This window comes from Aeromonas sp. s13 (genome assembly GCF_040907905.1).
Lineage (GTDB): Bacteria > Pseudomonadota > Gammaproteobacteria > Enterobacterales > Aeromonadaceae > Aeromonas > Aeromonas veronii.
This window is the reverse complement of record NZ_JBFOCS010000051.1, coordinates 1-18,841: the sequence shown is the minus strand read 5'-3', so window position 1 is coordinate 18,841 and position 18,841 is coordinate 1. Positions and strand designations below refer to the sequence as shown.

12 protein-coding genes are annotated in these 18,841 nt (G+C 54.8%); 5 read left to right on the top strand and 7 right to left on the bottom strand.

Translation table 11 applies throughout. The features are described 5' to 3' along the window. Positions 1–137 precede the first annotated feature (137 nt). From AB5Y82_RS08915 to AB5Y82_RS08900, 4 genes are all read right to left on the bottom strand, one after another. Positions 138–3,986 carry a zinc-dependent metalloprotease gene (locus AB5Y82_RS08915; RefSeq protein ID WP_368173887.1) on the bottom strand — a complete coding sequence of 1,283 codons (3,849 nt, stop codon included), beginning with the start codon at positions 3,984–3,986 and terminating at the stop codon, positions 138–140. Between the two features lie 38 nt (positions 3,987–4,024). Continuing rightward, positions 4,025–4,840: a hypothetical protein gene (locus AB5Y82_RS08910; protein WP_111900419.1), complete on the bottom strand. Its 816-nt coding sequence runs from the start codon at positions 4,838–4,840 to the stop codon at positions 4,025–4,027. Between the two features lie 376 nt (positions 4,841–5,216). Beyond that, positions 5,217–5,981, bottom strand: coding sequence for a class III extradiol ring-cleavage dioxygenase (locus tag AB5Y82_RS08905; RefSeq protein ID WP_111900418.1), 765 nt, complete (start codon positions 5,979–5,981; stop codon positions 5,217–5,219). Positions 5,982–6,148: 167 nt separating this feature from the next. Continuing rightward, on the bottom strand, positions 6,149–6,391 hold the full coding sequence (locus tag AB5Y82_RS08900) for a hypothetical protein (RefSeq protein ID WP_111900417.1): 243 nt from the start codon (positions 6,389–6,391) through the stop codon (positions 6,149–6,151). 308 nt (positions 6,392–6,699) lie between these two features. Here AB5Y82_RS08900 and pykF point away from each other — a divergent pair, with 308 nt between their 5' ends. From pykF to AB5Y82_RS08875, 5 genes are all read left to right on the top strand, one after another. Then, the gene (pykF, locus tag AB5Y82_RS08895; RefSeq protein WP_031227651.1) at positions 6,700–8,112 is read left to right on the top strand and encodes a pyruvate kinase PykF; all 1,413 of its coding nucleotides are present in this window, start codon (positions 6,700–6,702) and stop codon (positions 8,110–8,112) included. Between the two features lie 150 nt (positions 8,113–8,262). Beyond that, positions 8,263–11,592: a mechanosensitive channel MscK gene (gene mscK / locus AB5Y82_RS08890; protein WP_368173886.1), complete on the top strand. Its 3,330-nt coding sequence runs from the start codon at positions 8,263–8,265 to the stop codon at positions 11,590–11,592. Positions 11,593–12,001: 409 nt separating this feature from the next. Further along, entirely contained in the window at positions 12,002–12,406 is a 405-nt protein-coding gene (locus AB5Y82_RS08885; protein WP_139443283.1) for a hypothetical protein, read from the top strand. Between the two features lie 54 nt (positions 12,407–12,460). Further along, positions 12,461–14,491 (top strand): M13 family metallopeptidase, encoded by a 2,031-nt coding sequence (locus tag AB5Y82_RS08880; protein WP_368173885.1) that lies wholly within the window; start codon positions 12,461–12,463, stop codon positions 14,489–14,491. Positions 14,492–14,831: 340 nt separating this feature from the next. Then, on the top strand, positions 14,832–15,764 hold the full coding sequence (locus AB5Y82_RS08875; RefSeq protein WP_111900413.1) for a GGDEF domain-containing protein: 933 nt from the start codon (positions 14,832–14,834) through the stop codon (positions 15,762–15,764). 97 nt (positions 15,765–15,861) lie between these two features. Here the strand turns inward: AB5Y82_RS08875 and crr are convergent, their stop codons facing one another. Genes crr through AB5Y82_RS08860 form a run of 3 tightly spaced genes read right to left on the bottom strand, consistent with a single transcriptional unit; the run spans position 15,862 to position 18,445 of the window. After that, entirely contained in the window at positions 15,862–16,371 is a 510-nt protein-coding gene (gene crr, locus AB5Y82_RS08870; RefSeq protein WP_005338264.1) for a PTS glucose transporter subunit IIA, read from the bottom strand. Between the two features lie 42 nt (positions 16,372–16,413). Continuing rightward, complete coding sequence (gene ptsI / locus AB5Y82_RS08865) at positions 16,414–18,141, bottom strand: phosphoenolpyruvate-protein phosphotransferase PtsI (protein ID WP_019446785.1); 1,728 nt, start codon at positions 18,139–18,141, stop codon at positions 16,414–16,416. Between the two features lie 46 nt (positions 18,142–18,187). Further along, a complete protein-coding gene (locus AB5Y82_RS08860; protein ID WP_005338266.1) occupies positions 18,188–18,445 on the bottom strand; it encodes an HPr family phosphocarrier protein in 258 nt (85 codons plus the stop codon). Positions 18,446–18,841 lie beyond the last annotated feature (396 nt).

The following is an 18,841-nucleotide window of genomic DNA, read 5'->3' as shown; positions in this document are numbered from 1 at the left end:
GCGTTGAAATACAGAACCCCCGATGCGGTACATAGGGGGTTCTGAGTAGAGAAATGCTAGTTGAAAATGTGTAAACCTATTTCAGGACTAGACACATTGCTATCCGCCACTATCGCTGTGGCTACCATGGCAACATGTTATCTGGGGAGCGCCTCAAGCGGGCTTAACAGTTCATTTTGCAAACCTTTGTTATTGGTTTGAGCCAACACATAGGCAATAACAGCCCTTTCACCACGCCAGAAACTCTTCTCCTCTGCAGAAAGTGCCGGATCTACCCGTCTTGCTGCAATCTTGGCACTCCATTCAGGTAGCCAGCCGGTTACCAGCGCCCAATACTTCTGATCGATAGTGCTGCCTATGCTGTCAAATGTCCGCCACGCAAGCTGCAGCTGACCATCGGTATAGGTTTTAGTGGTCCCATCCAGCTTAAACCCGGCACCACTGATAACCAGCGATTTAAGGGTTGCATGGTAAGGCTGACCCGCCGACCAGGCATCCTTCAAATAAGTCAACATGTCAGCGTTAATGGTATGAGCCACTTTAACCATATTTAACCTAGCCTCAAACGGAAATGCATCACGGGTTTGAGTCGCCAAGATCATATCGCCATAAACATCACGCATACGCAGGCCAAACTGGAAGGAATTGACCAGGTTAAAGGACTCCTCAATACGCTTGGTATCACCAATTGGCGTGTTGTTGAAGTAGTACTTGATGGTATCGCTGGCCAGCACATTGCGTGGTGATACCTGATAACGCGCATCCTTGTACTCTATCTGGCGTCCAAGCAATCCATCCGTCGTCACAGCAGGCAAACGGACATAATCAATCAATGTACGCGCCGTATCGCTGAAACGAACATCATCTGTCTTGCCCCACTTCTCAATTTGAGTCAGTAACGCCTTATCCAGACGTGTATTGGCGTCGAATGGCAGGCCGAAATAGCGGTTCAACAACATAAGGCTAGGACTGAGGCTCTCAAGTGTGCGCTTGGTCTCCCAGCGGTATGGGGAAAAGGGGTACACCTCTTTACCATCCTTGTCGATAAAAGAGACCCATTGTGGCAACTCCTCACCCAATACCATCGCCCGGATCTGCGCAATCAACCGCTCCTTCACCAACGGCAAATCAACCAAAGCCATTGCTTCGCCATTGTCTGTCCAGCGCTCCGTACTTCTTTGTACCAGATACTTCATTGCCAGCAACTTGTCTGGCCAAGACCCCAATACATCCCGGTCATTGCTGTACTTATGATTGGGATCATTCGGGCTTACCGAATCCAGTGGTACACCATCGCGCGTTTCAGAGAGCACCTGATAACCTCTGGAGTCCTGTTCCAGTGCCACCGTGAAATCCGCATCAAAACAGCTGGCGGGGAAAGACTTGCCTTTGGGAAGCGATGACTTCACGTCACTGTAAAGCTTGGTCAGTGGCAACTGCTCAATCGCACCATTCCCTGTTTTGACTTCACAGACTTTGTCGGGTCTGGCAACCACACCCAGCAGAAAATCTGCCGCATCAACAGCAGCTCTACTGTAATCACAGAACCAGTAATCACTTTCAGCGGAGCCCTGTGGGTTACAATAAGCAGGGTTGGCAGCCAATTGCTTGATACCGATACCGAATCGCTGGGTAAATACCCGGTCAATATTCTTGTAGTCTTCCAGTAGATCCCGAACTTCAGAGAATGTCCTCATCCGGCCAATGGTGTAATCAACCAGGTTGTCATCACGGAATGTCTGCTTGTCTTCACGGGTATTGCGGCGCTCATAGCTGTCCAGATAGGACTGCCGTTTGAACTGCATCATCTCGACCAGATTGGTGCCTTCGTCAAATCGCTTACAGTCGCTGTTGAGCGAAACATTACCATCGGTACAAAAGGCATAGCTTTTCAACGCCAGCTTCTTATCTTGCAACGCTGTATTGAAAGAGCTGTCTAGATTGCTCCAGGAAGAGAGCGGGATCCCATCTTTAAGATGCTCTTTCAGCGCAGTTAACTGACCAAAGCGCACACGGTAGTCATTCTGCAAATAGGCCGTGTCCAACTCACTCAAACTCAGCAATGCGGTTGGCCGACGGCCAGCGTCATCAGGCTGACCATATGGCACTTCTACTTGACGAGCATAGGCAAAACGCAATGCAGCTCTGTCATATGGGCCGAAAATAGGGAGCTCGTCAAACTCTGACGCTGCATAATCCATGATGGAGCTATAAGCAGGAACATGTTGCAGTCCCAGGGATTTCGCTTCATCCACCGAATAGAAGTTCTGTTTGTCCGTCGAACCGGCGAAGTTGTGACGCAGCCCCAGATTGTGCCCGAGCTCATGTACCAAGGTGGAGCGATACATATGTGCTGAAATCGCATCGCTGATCTTGCTACGTTGCTCGCTATTTAGCTCTTTCCATTTTTTAAGGCGAGTCTTCTGATCATCCAGATAGAGGCTGGCATCCTGATAGTCAATGCCCGATACCAATCCCTTGCTGGTCGACGATACCCAGATAGCATCTTCACCAAACGCATTATTTTCAGACCAGCGCTTAATTCTGGCTTCATCAGCCTTGATAAAATCGGCTAGTGACGAATCAACACCAGGCTGTACCAATGTGGCCGATGTCCCTTGTTTTTGATTCTGGCGCGGCATGCTTGCCAGGGAATCCTGCACTTGCTGGAAGTCACTGTCCGCCAAGAACTCGGTGCGACCACCTTCCGCAGTTAACACCGCATTGTTCACCGCCTCAAACGTCACCCCGGCGGTGACTGCTTCACCAACAGACTTCAAATCACCGCGGTTGAAATGACGCACAAGACTGTTCCAGGTACGCGGTACCGCAGTTCGGATTACTCCTGAGTACTGGTTGACATGCGCTTTGACAATTTCACCTGTCAGCGGGTTGGCAACAGATGGACCATAACCGAGTAAACCATTGGCCAACGGTCGGTCAATCAGGTTGATCATATTGACGCGCAGATCACCAACCTGCTTGCCACTCCCTTTGTCCGGATTAACCAGATTGATCGGTGGCACTCCGGTGCCGGCCAATACCTTGTTGATATGCTCGATAGAGCTCAGTGTAACATCCAGAAACAATTTGTTTTCCGGTTTGAAGAAGGTATCGCTCAGGTAGTAATCAATTGTGCTTTTACCAGGATTAAAACGGTTAAGATAGGCGCGTTCACTACCATCTGTCGCAGCCCCCTGTTCATCGAGCTTTTCGAAAGTTGAATCAAAAAATCCAAATACACCGTCATCTGCCGAAGCATAACGAATCGGCTGATAATCTTTGGATGCAATCTTGTCGAGCTTGACCAGTGAGTAGTAAAAACTCGTTTTAAAAGAGAGGTCGTTGAAACCAGTATTGAGATAGTCGCTCATCGCACTGCGGTTGACGGTAAATGTACGCTCCAGCTCAACGTTAATAACACCTTTGGCTGCATCCATCTCCCACCGTACTACCCGAGGAGTAGCCGTTTCCCGCACGTTGTCATTTTTGTACCAGAGATCAATGGTGTTTACTTCATGTCCTTTCAAATCCTTGAACGTGGGATGGAAATAGCGCTTCTGATCCCAAAGTACATTGGCATCGCTATTCACCTCTTCCTTGCGAGTGCATTCTCCATAAGCATCTTCCGCGCAGCGATAATCCAGATAATCGCCAGGAATAGTCAACACGGGGGCAACATCATTCCAACGTGGTGGTTGTCCAGGAGCCGTTGTATCTCTATCGACCTCAACAACCCGCAATCCCTCCTCAACAAATTGCAGTTTGACAATTTTCTCCTCCCCCTGAAAGAAGGGATCCATGTTCACTGCATATCTCGGAGCATCTGCCGTCGAAGGGACATAAAGCCAAAGCTCATCAGTATTAAACTGCTGCCATGCCTGTTGCTCTACTGCCTTGGGAACCTCTTTATAAGGCTCATCGCCAGCACCACATCCAAATAGAAAAAAGCTGACTGTGGCAGCTATGATTGTTTGCTTCATCATATTAAAGGGATCCTTCCTTTTAATTTTATTTTTATTAATTAAAAACTGTAATCAACCAACAGAGACCAAGTGGCATTCTGCTTGTCATATAGCGATACAGAACCTGTAGCTCCTCGTTCAAGGTCATAGACAATGCCGGTATTGGAATACATCAATCCAACAGACCATGACTCGTTAAACTCGTAGAACAGACTCTCCGAGTGAATGTAGTCATCCTTTTTACGGTTGCCTGAGTAGCTCCAATGACTGTTCAACACCAAGCTGGCATTAAAAGACCACTTGTCCCAAGGTGCATAATCAAGGCTCAGCAAATTTTCCAGAGTCCACTCTTTCAGGGTCTGGCCACCCCGAGTTTTGTACTCATGAAAATTTTTCATTACCCTGGACTGCCAGGTAAATTCAAGTGAAGTTAGAAGCAGACCGAGATCAATCGTTAGAGGTGTCGCGATCCTCAGGGATGTATGAAGATCATCTTTTTTACTCTGCTCAGACATTGGCAAACGAATGCTGCCATCCATGCCCAATGTAGCCCAACTATTCAAGTCGAACAGTTCAGAATGACCATACTTAAGCCAGCCATCACGCCAGTATTGCCCTTTTGGGTTATCCAGTGAATGAAAGCCAGCCAAGTTCAAGCTCAACTTGCTATCATTGATGAATGTGTAATCAACAATACCAGTTAAACCAACGGTCCTCGCCTCATGGTAAGAGCCCCTTTTATAGAAGTTGCTCGTATAGTCTGCTTCCAACAGACCACCCCATGGTGACTCCTTCTGTGAAGAGCTGTCATCGGCGATCGCAAGCGGTGATAACAGTATGGCGGCCGTGCCAAAAAGTAACATCCGATATGTCATATCCATTTCCATAAATAACTAAAAGAATCTTGTCTCATGAAAAGACAAGATGAATCTTTTACCTGTAATTCACGAAAACAGCAAATAAACAACCCGGCAAAATTTTAAACCACAAAAAGCGCCATTCACAACAACAACTACACAGTTATCCTAGCGTGCGCAACACAATAAGTTAAACTCAGGGCTAACAGATCAATAATTAAACAGAAAGCATCTTGTTTGTTATTAGTATTTTTGCTTTAGCGAGGAATTTTATCCTTATAAATACCGCAAGATAAATGTGAATACGCTCAATACACTTGTGCCTATGCCATCTATCTTTATCCATATGACAAACCGATAAGATATTCCTTGCCTTACCTGTATAAAAATCAATTCAGCCGAAGCGGTAGGCGCCCATATAGAGGCTGCCGCCATCCCAGCTCTCGTGCAACCGGGTGGGCGCCACACCATCAGCGGCCCCCAACGCCACAAAGAGTGGGCGCAGATGATCGTCGTGGGGATGAGACTCCACTGCTCCGGGAGCCAGCCGACGATAGTCGAGCAGCGCCAGCCGATCCTCGTCGGCCATCTTCTGCTCCAGCCAGTCGACAAACTGGCTGGCCCACTCCGGCACCGGCGAGCCTGCCGGTGCCAGCGCCCGCAGGTTGTGGGTAATGGCGCCAGAGGCGAGGATGCCAATCCCCTGACTGCGCAGCGCCCCCAATACCTCTCCCAACTGCCACAATTGGGCCGGGGTGAAGCTCGCGGGAATGGAGATCTGCACCAGCGGGATCTCGCTGTTTGGGTCGATCAGAGATAGGGGCGACCAGACTCCGTGATCCAGCTCGCGCCGCACCGGGGTGGCGGTCAGTCCGGCCAGTGCCATCTGGTCGCTCACCCCTTGTTGCAGCCACTCGGGGCTGCTGGCAGGCCAGCGCATCCGGTAGAGGGGCTCGGGAAAGCCGTAAAAGTCGTACATCAGCTCCGGTTTGGGCTCGACGTTGATCTGCAACTCGCGGCTGAACCAGTGGGCGGAGATGACCACCAGCCCCTTGAGCTCACCCAGACGCAGGGTTCGCAGAAAGCGGGTGGCGGGTTGCTCACGCAGCACCAGATCCGGTGCGCCGTGAGAGATAAACCAGACGGGGGCGAGGGACATAAAGCGGACTCCAACAAAGTATCAGGGGGCGATACCGGAGGGGATATCGCTGTTGGAATCGATTATCCCCCTGCCATTAAAGGTGAACAATCCAGCAAAATAGATAAGCACTATCAACCAATGGTTGATAATTTCACGCCTTCACGACAGGGAATCGGCAATAGATATCAAGGCTGCGGCTCATCCGGCAGCGGTCGGGCTACACGAAGCGCCATCCGGGTCGCGGCTGTATGATCCTGCCACTCTCGCCACGCCAATCCCTCGGCGGCCACCTCCCCTTCCACCGGATGGGAGAAGATCGCCAGCAGTCGCGCATTATCAGGCCAGTAGCGGGCTGGCAGTGTCTGAACCAGCAGCAGGGCGGCGCCCAGCAAGAACAGAGCCCATCCGGTTTCATGGCTGTTTTTCATCCCGACCTCCTTCACCCTTGCGCCAATGAACTAACATTTTTGCGCAAGCCGGTGACAAGACGGTGACAGCGGACGGGTGGTCATTTTACAACATCTGAACCTCAACCCGGCCAAACAACCACAGATGGCAACATTTGTATCCCTTCAGCCCGAACCTGTGGCCGTATGCTCTAAAATGTGACTCACAGGAAAACGTTATCCCTGAAAAGAAAACGTTATCTGGTCAAAACGTTGTTTCTGGATCATAAAAAGATTCCAAAAACTGGTGTATATTGCTCGGCGGAAATTCCTTAACCATGAAGATTGACATGAAAAAGACCAAAATTGTCTGCACCATCGGTCCGAAGACCGAATCCAAAGAAATGCTGGCCAAAATGCTGGACGCCGGCATGAACGTCATGCGCCTGAACTTCTCCCACGGTGACTACGCCGAGCACGGCAGCCGCATCAGCAACCTGCGCGCTGTGATGGCCGAGACCGGCAAGCACGCAGCTATCCTGCTGGACACCAAGGGTCCGGAAATCCGTACCATGAAGCTGGAAGGCGGCAACGACGTCGCGCTGGTCGCTGGCCAGACTTTCACCTTCACCACCGACCAGACCGTGGTTGGCAACAAAGACAAAGTGGCCGTGACCTATGCAGGTTTCGCCAACGATCTGCGCGTCGGCAACCGCATCCTGGTTGATGACGGCCTGATCGGTCTGGACGTCATCGAAATCACCGAGCGCGAAGTTATCTGTAAAGTGCTGAACAACGGTGACCTGGGCGAGAACAAAGGCGTTAACCTGCCGGGCGTCTCCATCAAGCTGCCGGCCCTGGCCGAGAAAGACAAGCGCGACCTGATCTTTGGTTGCGAGCAAGGCGTTGATTTCGTTGCTGCTTCTTTCATCCGTAAGAAAGAAGACGTTCTGGAAATCCGTGAGCACCTGAAAGCCCACGGTGGCGAGAACATCCAGATCATCTCCAAGATCGAAAACCAGGAAGGTCTGGACAACTTCGACGAGATCCTGGCTGTTTCCGACGGCATCATGGTTGCTCGTGGCGACATGGGTGTAGAGATCCCGGTTGAAGAAGTTATCTTCGCCCAGAAGATGATCATCGCCAAGTGCAACAAAGCCCGCAAAGTGGTTATCACTGCCACCCAAATGCTGGACTCCATGATCAAGAACCCGCGTCCGACCCGCGCCGAAGCTGGTGACGTGGCCAACGCCATCCTGGACGGTACCGACGCAGTCATGCTGTCCGGTGAATCCGCCAAGGGTAAGTACCCGCTGGAAGCCGTGACCATCATGGCCACCATCTGCGAGCGTACCGATGCCGTGATGCCGTCCAACCTGTCTGCTGCCAACGACAGCAACAAGCTGCGCATCACCGAAGCCGTATGTAAAGGCGCCGTAGAGACCTCCGAGAAGCTGGACGCCCCGCTGATCGTGGTTGCTACCGAAGGCGGCAAATCTGCCAAGGCCATTCGCAAGTACTTCCCGAAAGCCTGGATCCTGGCTATCACCACCAACAAGAAAACTGCTGCCCAGCTGGTTCTGACCAAGGGTGTGGTTGCTCACGTGGTTGACAGCATCGCCTCTACCGACGATTTCTATCGCATCGGTAAAGAAGCCGCGCTGGAAATCGGCATGGGTCTGAAAGGTGACGTGGTTGTGATGGTCTCCGGTGCTCTGGTACCGAGCGGCACCACCAACACCGCTTCTGTTCACGTTCTTTAATCAGAGCTGAACGAGTTGAAAACGGCGCCTGCGGGCGCCGTTTTTTTTGTCCCTCCCCCCTGCTTACCTGACAAGCCCGGTGTTAGAATCCACGCGAATTTAATCTATGCGGGAAATCTCCCGAATATCGCGTAATAACCCGGAAGTTATATGCCCTCAATACGTTTTAAAAGAGTCTCGGCTACCTTGTTGCCGCTGCTCTGTCTCCTCGCCAGCCTCTGCGTTCCGCAAGCCATGGCGCAAGATGTCCCCTCTCGCAACACAGTTCAGCGAGCGCTGGATGGTCTGGGTAAATCAGAGACCCTGACCGTCAGTCAGCAAGCGGATCAGAAGTTGCTGACCGAAACCCTCGCCCTGCTTGACAGCATCGACAAGGAAGAGGCAAAGGCCAAGACCCAGGCCCAGCGGATCCGCAACCTGCCCACCGAACTCAGAGAGATCAGCGCCAAGCTCGATGCTCTGACCAAGGGCAAGAGTGCCGAGCAGATCAAGAGCGAATACGCCAGCATGAGTCTGGCAGAGCTCGACAGCCGTCAGCCGGAAGTGCTGGCCAACATGCAGGCGGCCCAGGAGGCCCTCGGCGCCATCGGCAGCCAGCTCACCAGCTTGCAGACCCTGCCGGAGCGGGCCCAGGCCAGCATGAGCCGCGCCTACCAGCGCAGTCAGGAGATCCGTACCCGCCTCAACGCCGGTGAAAGCGTCTCCAGCGCCGAGAAGATGAAGCTCGGTGCCGAGCTGGCCCTGCTCGACCTGCAACTGGCCCACCTGCAAAAGGAGCTGGATAACCGAACCAGCATGCAGGATCTGGCGATCAAGCAGCGCGACTACCAGAGTGCCCGTCTCGCCAGCGAAGAGCAGAAACTGCAGCTGTTGCAGGATCAGAGCAGCGCCAAGCGCCTCGGCGACACAGAAAAAACCGCCGAGCAGACCGGTGAACTGGTGGCGACCGAAGACAGCCCGCTGGTGCAAAAAGAGCAGGAGCTCAACCACCAGCTCAGCCAGCAGCTCATCGGTGCCACCACCAGCCTCAACTCGCTGGTCCAGAAAAACCTGCAAGCCAAGAGCTGGCTGGAGCGTGGCATCCAGACCGAGCGCAACCTCAATGAACAGGTGCAGATGCTCAAGGGCAATCTGCTGCTGTCGCGCATCCTCTATCAGCTCTACCAGCAGCTGGAGGCGGCGCCCACCATCGCCGTCAAAAATCTGGAAGAGCAAATTGCCGATCTCCATCTGGCCCAGTTTGAACTGAGCCAGCAGCGTGACCAACTGTTCCAGAAGAACCTCTATCTGGACAATCTGATCGCCGGCAGCAAGGATCCGGTGAGCGAGGAGGACAAGGAGAGCCTTGCCAAGCTGCTCGATACCCGTATCAATCTGCTCGATCAGCTCAACCGCCAACTCGACAGCCAGCTTACCAACGCCATCAGCCTGCAGCTGACCCAGCAGCAGCTGGCACGGGTCTATGCCTCTATCGAATTTACCCTGCAGCAACATATCTTCTGGGTAAGCAGCAACAAGCCCATCGACAGCAAGTGGTTTATCAGCTGGCCCGCCCAGGCCTACAAACAGGCCTCCGACTGGGTATTGAAACCGGACTGGAAACGCTGGCGCGAAGAGCTGCTGGGGATCTCCCTGCTCGCCTTCCCGCTGCTGCTGATCGGCGGCCTGCTGGTCTGGAAACGTCCGGCGCTGGTTGAGCGCGAGAAGAAGATCACCAAGGACCTTGGCCGTTTCCGTCAAGACAGCCAGTGGCACACCCCGCGCGCCCTGCTCTATACCGTGCTGCAACGCCTGCCGGGCAGCATGTTCATTCTGGCTGGCGGTCTGCTGCTCACCTACTGCGGTCTGCTCAGTCCCAAGTTGATGTTCCAGATCACCCTGAACCTCGCCCTCGGCTATCTGGTGTTCAGCGTCTATCTGGCGGTGATGCGCCCGGGCGGCATCGCCGAAACCCACTTCCGGATCCCGAAAGCGGAGCTGCAGGCCAAGCGCAACAGCATGCGCTACATCTGGTTGCCACTGCTGCCGCTCATCATGCTCGCGACCAAGGCAGTGGTTGAACCCTCCACCTTGGGCAACGACGTGATCGGCCAGGCCATGACCCTGACCCTGCTGGGGCTGGCCGCCTATCTGGTGTTCCCCATCTCCCGCGCCCGCATCAAGGGCGAGGCGAGCATGCAGAAGTCGCTGATCGCCATCGCCCTGGCGCTGGCGCCGGTGGCGCTGATCGTGCTGGCCGTGCTCGGTTACTACTACACCGCGCTGAAGCTGACCGGTCGCCTGATCGAATCCTTCTACCTCATCATCATCTGGAGCCTGGTCTACCGCACCGCCCTGCGTGGTCTGGAGCTGGCTGCCCGTCGTCTGGCCTATCGCCGTGCGGTTGCCAAGCGTGAGCACAAATCTTCGGAAGATGCGGAAGGTGGCGAGTCCATCGAAGAGCAGCCCATGGATCTGGAGGATGTCAGCCAGCAGTCCCTGCGTCTCACCCGTACCGTGCTGATGCTGATCTTCGGCGTCGCCTTCTACTGGCTCTGGTCCGATTTGGTGGCGGTATTCTCTTACCTCGACAGCATGGTGCTGTGGCACCGCAGTGAAGGCACCGGCGCCAACGCCGTGCTGTTCCCCATCAGCCTGAGTGACGTGCTGATCGGCTTCCTGCTGCTCGGAGGTGCCTGGTCACTGGCGCGCAACTTGCCGGGCTTGCTGGAGGTGCTGGTGCTCTCCAAGCTCAACCTGGCTCAGGGGACCGCCTACGCCATCACCACCATGCTCAACTACGTGCTGATCGGCTTTGGCTCCCTGACCGCTCTCTCCATGATGGGCGTGCAGTGGGACAAGCTGCAGTGGGTAGCGGGTGGTCTGTCAGTCGGTATCGGTTTCGGCATGAAGGAGATCCTCTCCAACTTCGTCTCCGGCATCATCATCCTGTTCGAACGTCCGGTGCGGATCGGTGACACCGTCACCATCGGCTCCTTCTCCGGTACCGTCTCGCGGATCCGCATTCGCGCCACCACCCTGACTGACTTCGATCGCAAAGAGGTGATCATCCCCAACCAGCAACTGATGACCGAACGGCTCATCAACTGGTCGCTGAGTGATACCGTCACCCGGGTGATCGTACGGGTGGGCGTGGCGTATGGCTCGGATCTCGAGCTGACCCGCACCCTGCTCAAGCAGGCTGCCGACGAAAACAGTCGGGTACTGAAAGACCCGGCTCCCATCGTCTACTTCCTCACCTTTGGCGCCAGCACTCTGGATCACGAGCTGCGCTTCTTCGTGAGCGAACTGGGTGATCGCAACCCGGCGGTGGACGAGTTGAACCGCAAGATCGACCAGCTGTTCCGCGAGAACGGCATCGAGATCGCCTTCAACCAGATGGATGTCTACATCAAGAACATGCAGGGCGAAGAGCAGAAGGTGGAGTCCAACTCCGCCGCCCTGCCGCCGCCCGCGGAAGATGGCAAGCAGCCAGCCTGATAGCGAACTGCACGGTTCTGATGGCAACAGCCGCTCACCCAGGTGAGCGGCTTTTTTATGCCCAGTTGATGAAGATAGAGACGGCTATCCACCGCCAGCATGGCTGGCCGCCGCACAACAGTGCAGCCATCACCCTTGATAAAATATAAAGAGAAATAAAACTATAAAAACAGACACTTGCCCCACACCACTACTTACCGCATGGATGAAACCCGCGCCCTTCTCCCCTCACTGCTTACCCCATACCGCGCTCGCTCCGGCTCCCGGACTTTTATAACTTTTTTTAATTTTATTTGAGTGTCCTCTTCATCCTGACCATTGCAAAGTGGCGCCATTCCAGCGCCGGGCCCAGTGACCACCGCCCGGCTGACACCGACTTGCTCATTTGATAATTGAAAGGATCCGAGAGATGAAACACTCCTTGATGGTAATGGGGTTGGCCGCCTGTCTGGCATTGAGCGGCTGCCAGAATATGGACACCAAGAAAGTCCTGATAGGTGCAGCTGCGCTGGGTGCCATCGGTGCCGCTGGCTATTACGCCGGGAAAAAGCACAGCGATAACAAACACGAGCATGATGGCCAACATGACGATAGCAATGACCAGCATATGGCCACCAGCAAGATGCCCCGCTACTGCTCGGGGGAAGCGGCCAGCAAATTCCATGTCTCCCCGCGCGATATCACCACCGAGTCGGCAGAAGAGAGTGGCCACAGATACAAGGTCTATGGCCAGTACGAGACCGATGATGATGCGGTCGACTTTACCTGCACCTTCAATCACGACGGTCGCTTCCTCTCGGTCGTTCGCAGCTGATTGGCCAGCGGTTACAGCCAATTCACCACCGACTCCCCATACAGGACACTCACGATGAAACAGCAGCGCAGCATGATCGCCAGCCTCATTGCGCTGGCCTTGCTTGGCCTGGCCCCATGCGCCTGTGCCACCAGCGGCCACTCCGGGGTGGATCTGGCCAGCATGGATAACAGCGTGCGCGCGGCGGACGATCTGTTTCGCCACGTCAACGGCAACTGGCTGGCCCGGACCCAAATACCGGATGACTTGCCTGGGCAGACCATCGGCAATCTGCTGGCGGACAAGTCGCTGGAGGATCGCAAGGTGTTGCTGGAGGAGCTGCTCAAGCGCCCGCAACAGGCCGGAACCCCTCACCAGCAGATCGCCGATCTCTACGCCAGCTATCTGGATCAGGCCGGGCGGGATGCCAAAGGGCTGACCCCCATTCAGCCGCTGCGCGACGAGATCATGGCCATCCATGATGGCGCCTCGCTGGCCACCTACTTTGCCCGAGTCAGCAAGCTGGGGGGCGGCGCTCCCTTTGGTATCGGGTTCATGGCCGACAAGAAACAGCCTGACAGCTACGGGATCTACCTGCAGCAATCCGGCCTCGGTCTGCCGGATCGGGACTACTACCTGAAAGCAGATGCCGCCAGCAAGGCACTGCGGGCCAGCTACGAGCAGTTCATTACCGCCCTGCTCAACCATGCCGGCGTCGAGGGGGCGAGCGAACAGGCCCATCGCATTCTGGCGCTGGAGACCCGGCTCGCCAGCCTGCAGTGGGACAGAGTCAAGCGGCGGGATGACAACCTCACCTACAACAAACTGCCCATCGCCCGCCTAAGTCAGTTGCTGCCCACCCTGGATTGGCAACGCTACCTGACAGAGGCCGGTATCGCCGGGGAAACGGAGATCATCGTCAGTGAGCCGGACTATCTGGAGAAGCTGACCGCCGTGATGCAGGAGACCAGCATCGCGCAGTGGCAATCCTACTGCCTGTTCCATCTGCTACGTACTTATGCGCCCTATCTCGACAGCCAGAGCAATGCCCTGCACTTCGCTTTCTACGGTACAACCCTGAGCGGCATCCCCCGGCAGCGGGAGCCCTGGAAGCAGGCCATGGAGGTGCTGGACGACTATCTGGGTCAGGCGGTGGGCAAACTCTACGTGGAGCGCTACTTCCCGGCCGAAGCCAAGGCACAGATGGCGACCATGGTGCGCAATCTGATCGCCGCCTATCGCCAGGAGATCGGTGGGCTCGACTGGATGTCTGCCCCGACCAAACAGCAGGCGCTGGCAAAACTGGCCAAGGTACGGGTCAAGATCGGCTATCCCGACCAGTGGCAGGATTACAGCGCAATCGAGATCCGTCCCGATGATCTGGTCGGCAATGCCCAGCGCGCGGCCACAGTGCGTTACAACGAGCACCTTGCCCGCCTCCATCAACCGGTGGATCGGGAGGAGTGGTTCGACAATCCGCAAACGGTGAATGCCTACTACAACCCGAACAACAACGAGATCGTCTTTCCGGCCGCCATCCTGCAACCGCCCTACTTCGATCTGAAGGCGGATGATGCTGTCAACTATGGAGCTATCGGCGCGGTCATCGGTCACGAGCTGAGCCATGGTTTCGATGATCAGGGGGCCAAATTCGATGGCAACGGTGCCTTGCACAACTGGTGGGCTCCGGCCGATCTCAAGGAGTTCACCGCCAGAGCGCAAAAACTGGCAAAACAGTACGACCGTTTCGAGCCCATCAAGGGGGAGCATGTCAACGGCCAGCTGACCCTTGGCGAGAACATCGGCGATCTCGGCGGCCTGACCATCGCCCACAAGGCGTACCAGCTCGCCCTGGGCAACCGCAAGTCAGCTGTGCTCGATGGCTTCACCGCCGAGCAGCGATTCTTTATCGGCTGGGCGCAGGTGTGGAAAGGGAAGTACCGGCCCGAGCTCGCTGCCGTTCTGCTCAAGACAGATCCCCACTCGCCGCTGGAGTACCGGGTCAATGGCGTCGTCGCTAATATGCCGGCCTTCTATCGCGCCTTTGCCATCAAGCCGGGAGACAAGCTCTATCTGCCACCTTCCGAGCGCGTGAAGATTTGGTGACCACCAGCAAGGGCCCTGGCCCGAAAAGCTCCAGCAGATGGACCACCTCCACCTGAGCTGAAGATGACCGACACAGGGAGTGTCTGTTTTACCCTGTCTGGTTTTTCCCGACCCACATGTGCCTGACCATGTGGTTTTTTTTTGACCCTTTTGCCCCGCCGCTTCTCCTCAGCCTGCCCTGCTTTCACCCGATACGGTCACGGCACACAACTCTGCCATTTTCTCGCCTTTTCCTTTGGCTGAAAAACCGGCGGCGGAACCGCTATAAATCGGTTTACCACCAAACAGGTCTGACCTATGGTAAAGCATGTAAAAGATGCATCGTGGAGCCGCTTTTCCTATGAATAACCGAGAACTGCAACAGATCCTGTTTCGCTCCTTCGATGTGATCCCGCTGCCTATTCTGGTGTCCGAATCCATTGCCCGTCACGATGGCGGCTCACCCGACATGATCCCGCAGCGGCGCCACCGCTTTCTGAATAAAGCCTTTATTGAGCAGCTGGGCTACAACCTTGACGATTTGCCGGACATGGCCTCCTGGTTTCAGGTCGCCTACCCGGATGAAGGGTATCGCCGCACCATCATCGACTCCTGGCACTCCCAGGTGGAACAGAGCTTGTCGCAAGGGCTGGAGGTCGCCGAAATGCCTGCGCTGATCCGCTGCAAGAGCGGTCAGTCGCGCTGGTTTATCGTCACTGCCCAGCTGGGAGCCGATGCCATCCCGGATGGCCATATCGTCACCTTTCGCGATATCCACGATCTGCAGTGTATGGTGGAAGAGGTGAGCCGCCTCTCCTGCACCGATCCGCTCACCGAACTGACCAACCGGCGCGGCGCCCAGCAACAGCTGCAGGCCCTTTGGTTGCAAGGTGAGCCCCTCTCGGTAGTGCTGGGAGATATCGACCATTTCAAACAGGTCAATGACCGCTACGGCCACCCTGCGGGTGATGCCGCGCTCTGCGCCGTCGCCCACGCCATGGCGAGCCAGCTGTTGCCGGGGGAGAGTCTGGCCCGTTGGGGCGGGGAGGAGTTCCTGCTGATCCTGCCTGGTTGCGATATTGAACAGGCGGCACGGCGCGCCGAACAGCTGCGCCAGCATGTCAGTTCCACCCGCTTGCCATGGCAGGGGAAGCAGCTCTCCCTCACCATCAGTCTGGGGTGTGCCAGCATGAAGGGGCAGGAGAGCATCGACTATCTGCTGATGATGGCCGACCGGGCCCTTTATCAGGCCAAGGATCTGGGGCGTAACCGGGTTGTCATCTCGACGGAATAGAGTGATCACCAGAAAGGGAAGCCGACTCGCGGCCATAAAAAAACCGAAGCACAAGGCTTCGGTTTTTTACTGCGCAACTGGCGTGAGCCAGCCGGCATTACTTCTTGATACGGATAACCGGGGTCTCGCCCACAGTCACGGCACCAGTCATTTTGATCAGCTCTTTGATCTCGTCCATGTTGGAGATGACAACCGGAGTCAGGGTAGACTTGGCTTTCGCTTCCAGAACGGCCAGATCGAACTCGATGATGGTGTCGCCGCGCTTGACCTGTTGACCTTCCTGAGCGATACGCTTGAAGCCTTCGCCTTTCAGTTCAACGGTGTCGATACCGAAGTGAACGAACAGCTCGATACCGGAGTCGGATTCCAGAGAGAACGCATGGTTGGTCTCGAAAATCTTGCCGATGGTACCATCGCACGGAGCAACCATCTTGTTGCCAGCCGGCTTGATGGCAATACCGTCACCAACGATCTTCTCGGCGAAGACAACGTCAGGCACATCTTCGATCGGCACGATTTCGCCAGACAGCGGAGCAAAAATTTCGATGCCGCCGGTGTCAGAGCTATCGTCGGAAACCAGTTTCTTCAGTTTATCAAACAGACCCATATAAAGCTCCTAGAGATGATTTGTCGCTGTTTGCAGCCGATCTTAGCAGACTGCTTTCTGCTTAATAAAGTTATCTACGCATGCTTCGATTTCAGCGGCGGTGGCAAAGCTCAGTGCTTGATCAGCCATTGCCTTCACATCTTCGAAGTTGGTGTTGCGGATAAGCTTCTTGATACGCGGTACAGAGATGGCGCTCATGGAGAACTCATCCAGACCCATACCCAGCAGCAGCAGGGTAGCGCGCTCGTCACCAGCCAGTTCACCACACATACCGGTCCACTTGCCTTCGGCGTGGGACGCATCGATAACCATCTTGATCAGGGTCAGGACGGAGGGTGACAGCGGGTTGTACATGGCGGAGATCATCTCGTTACCACGATCGACAGCCAGGGTGTACTGGGTCAGGTCGTTGGTACCGATACTGAAGAAATCCACTTCCTTGGCCAGATGATGAGCCATCACGGCAGCGGCCGGGGTCTCGATCATGATACCCACTTCGATTGATTCATCAAAGGCTTTGCCTTCGGCACGCAGTTCGGCCTTCAGCGTCTCTACGGTAGCTTTCAGGCTACGGAACTCTTCGACAGAGATGATCATCGGGAACATGATGCGCAGTTTGCCGAAGGCAGAGGCGCGCAGAATGGCCCGCAGCTGAGCGTGCATGATGTCTTCGCGGTCGAAGAAAATACGCACGGCACGCCAGCCCAGGAAGGGGTTCATCTCTTTCGGGAAATTCATGTACGGCAGCTCTTTGTCGCCGCCAATGTCCATGGTACGCACGATGATCGGCTGATCCGGCATCGCTTCGGCCACTTCTTTGTAGGCTTTGAACTGCTCTTCTTCGGTCGGCAGCGCGTCACGGTCCATGAACAGGAACTCGGTACGGTACAGACCCACGCCTTCGGCGCCGTTGCGGATGGCACCTTCGGTATCCTTGACGGTACCGATGTTGGCGCACACTTCGACCTGGTGACCATCCAGCGTGATGGCAGGCAGATCTTTCAGCTTGGCCAGCTCATCTTTCTCGGCCTGGAACTGAGCCTGGAACTTCTTGGCTTCGGTCAGTTGTTCAGCGGTCGGATTGATGATGATCTGGTTGTTGATCGCATCCAGCACCAGCATGTCACCGTTCTTGACGCGCTCGGTGATGTCGTTGGTGCCTACCACGGCCGGCAGCTCCAGGGAGCGGGCCATGATGGAGGTGTGAGAGGTACGGCCACCGATGTCGGTGACGAAACCCAGCACATATTTCAGGTTAATCTGAGCGGTTTCAGACGGGGTCAGGTCTTTGGCGACCAGAATCACCTCTTCGTCGATGGTGCTCAGGTTGACAACGGCGATGCCCAGTACGTTCTTGACCAGACGGGTACCGATGTCACGGAAGTCGGTAGCGCGTTCGCGCAGATAAGGGTCATCCAGCTCGGCCATCATCTTGGCGTACTGTTCGATCACCTCATAGATGGCTTTGTCAGCGGAAGCCTTGTTCTCTTTGATGAAGGATTTGATATCCCCTTCCAGCTCCTCATCTTCGAGCAGCATGATGTGGCCTTCGAAGATGGCCTCTTTTTCCTCACCGAAGGTGCGACCGGCCATCTCTTTGATGGCTTCCAGCTGGGTAGCTGACTTGGTACGAGCTTCGAGGAAACGGTTGATCTCGGCATCAATCTGGTCAGCAGAGATTTTGCCCTGATTGATAACGATTTCATCTTCTTTCAGAAGAAGCGCCTTACCGAATGCGATACCGGGGGACGCAAGAATGCCAGATATCATAATCCTTCCTATTAAAACGACTGTGGGGGAGGAATCTAAAGCTGGATTACTCCAGCTCGTCCATCAGGGCAACCAGCTTCTCAACAGCTTGCTGAGCATCCGGGCCATCAGCCTGGATAGTTACGTTGGTACCCTTGGTCAGGCCCAGGGTCTGCAGCTTGAACAGGCTCTTGGCGCTGGCGGACTTGCCACCAGAGACCACAGTGATCTCGCTTTGGAATTCTTTGGCTTCTTTCACGAACTGAGCTGCCGGACGGGTGTGCAGGCCGTTTTCAGCAGTAATAACAACAGACTTCTCGTACATGGTTTCACCCCATATTATTGATATTTTTTGGTGGATTGGTCGTTTTTGAAGCGACCTGACCCACCGTGTCAGTATGGATATGTTGTAAAGTAACGAAAGCAGACCCGCAATGGTTTAATCCAGGTCAAGTTTCTGTGCAGTAATCGGCGCGCTGGTTGGCAATTTTCAGTTATTGGGCTACAAGCCGCATCAGGACTGGCCTGAAATTATTTTATAACGAAAAATAACACTTTGTTACTTTGTGATACCCAGCCAGCAAACACCGCGTGACGCCGCACAGGATATGAGATTTAGAGCGGAATGTCTGCTTTTTTTCTCACTCCGGAACTTGTTATTTTACCCCAAAAAATAAGGATCAGGTGACACTAACAGGGGTTGAGTCTAGCCCATAAAGAA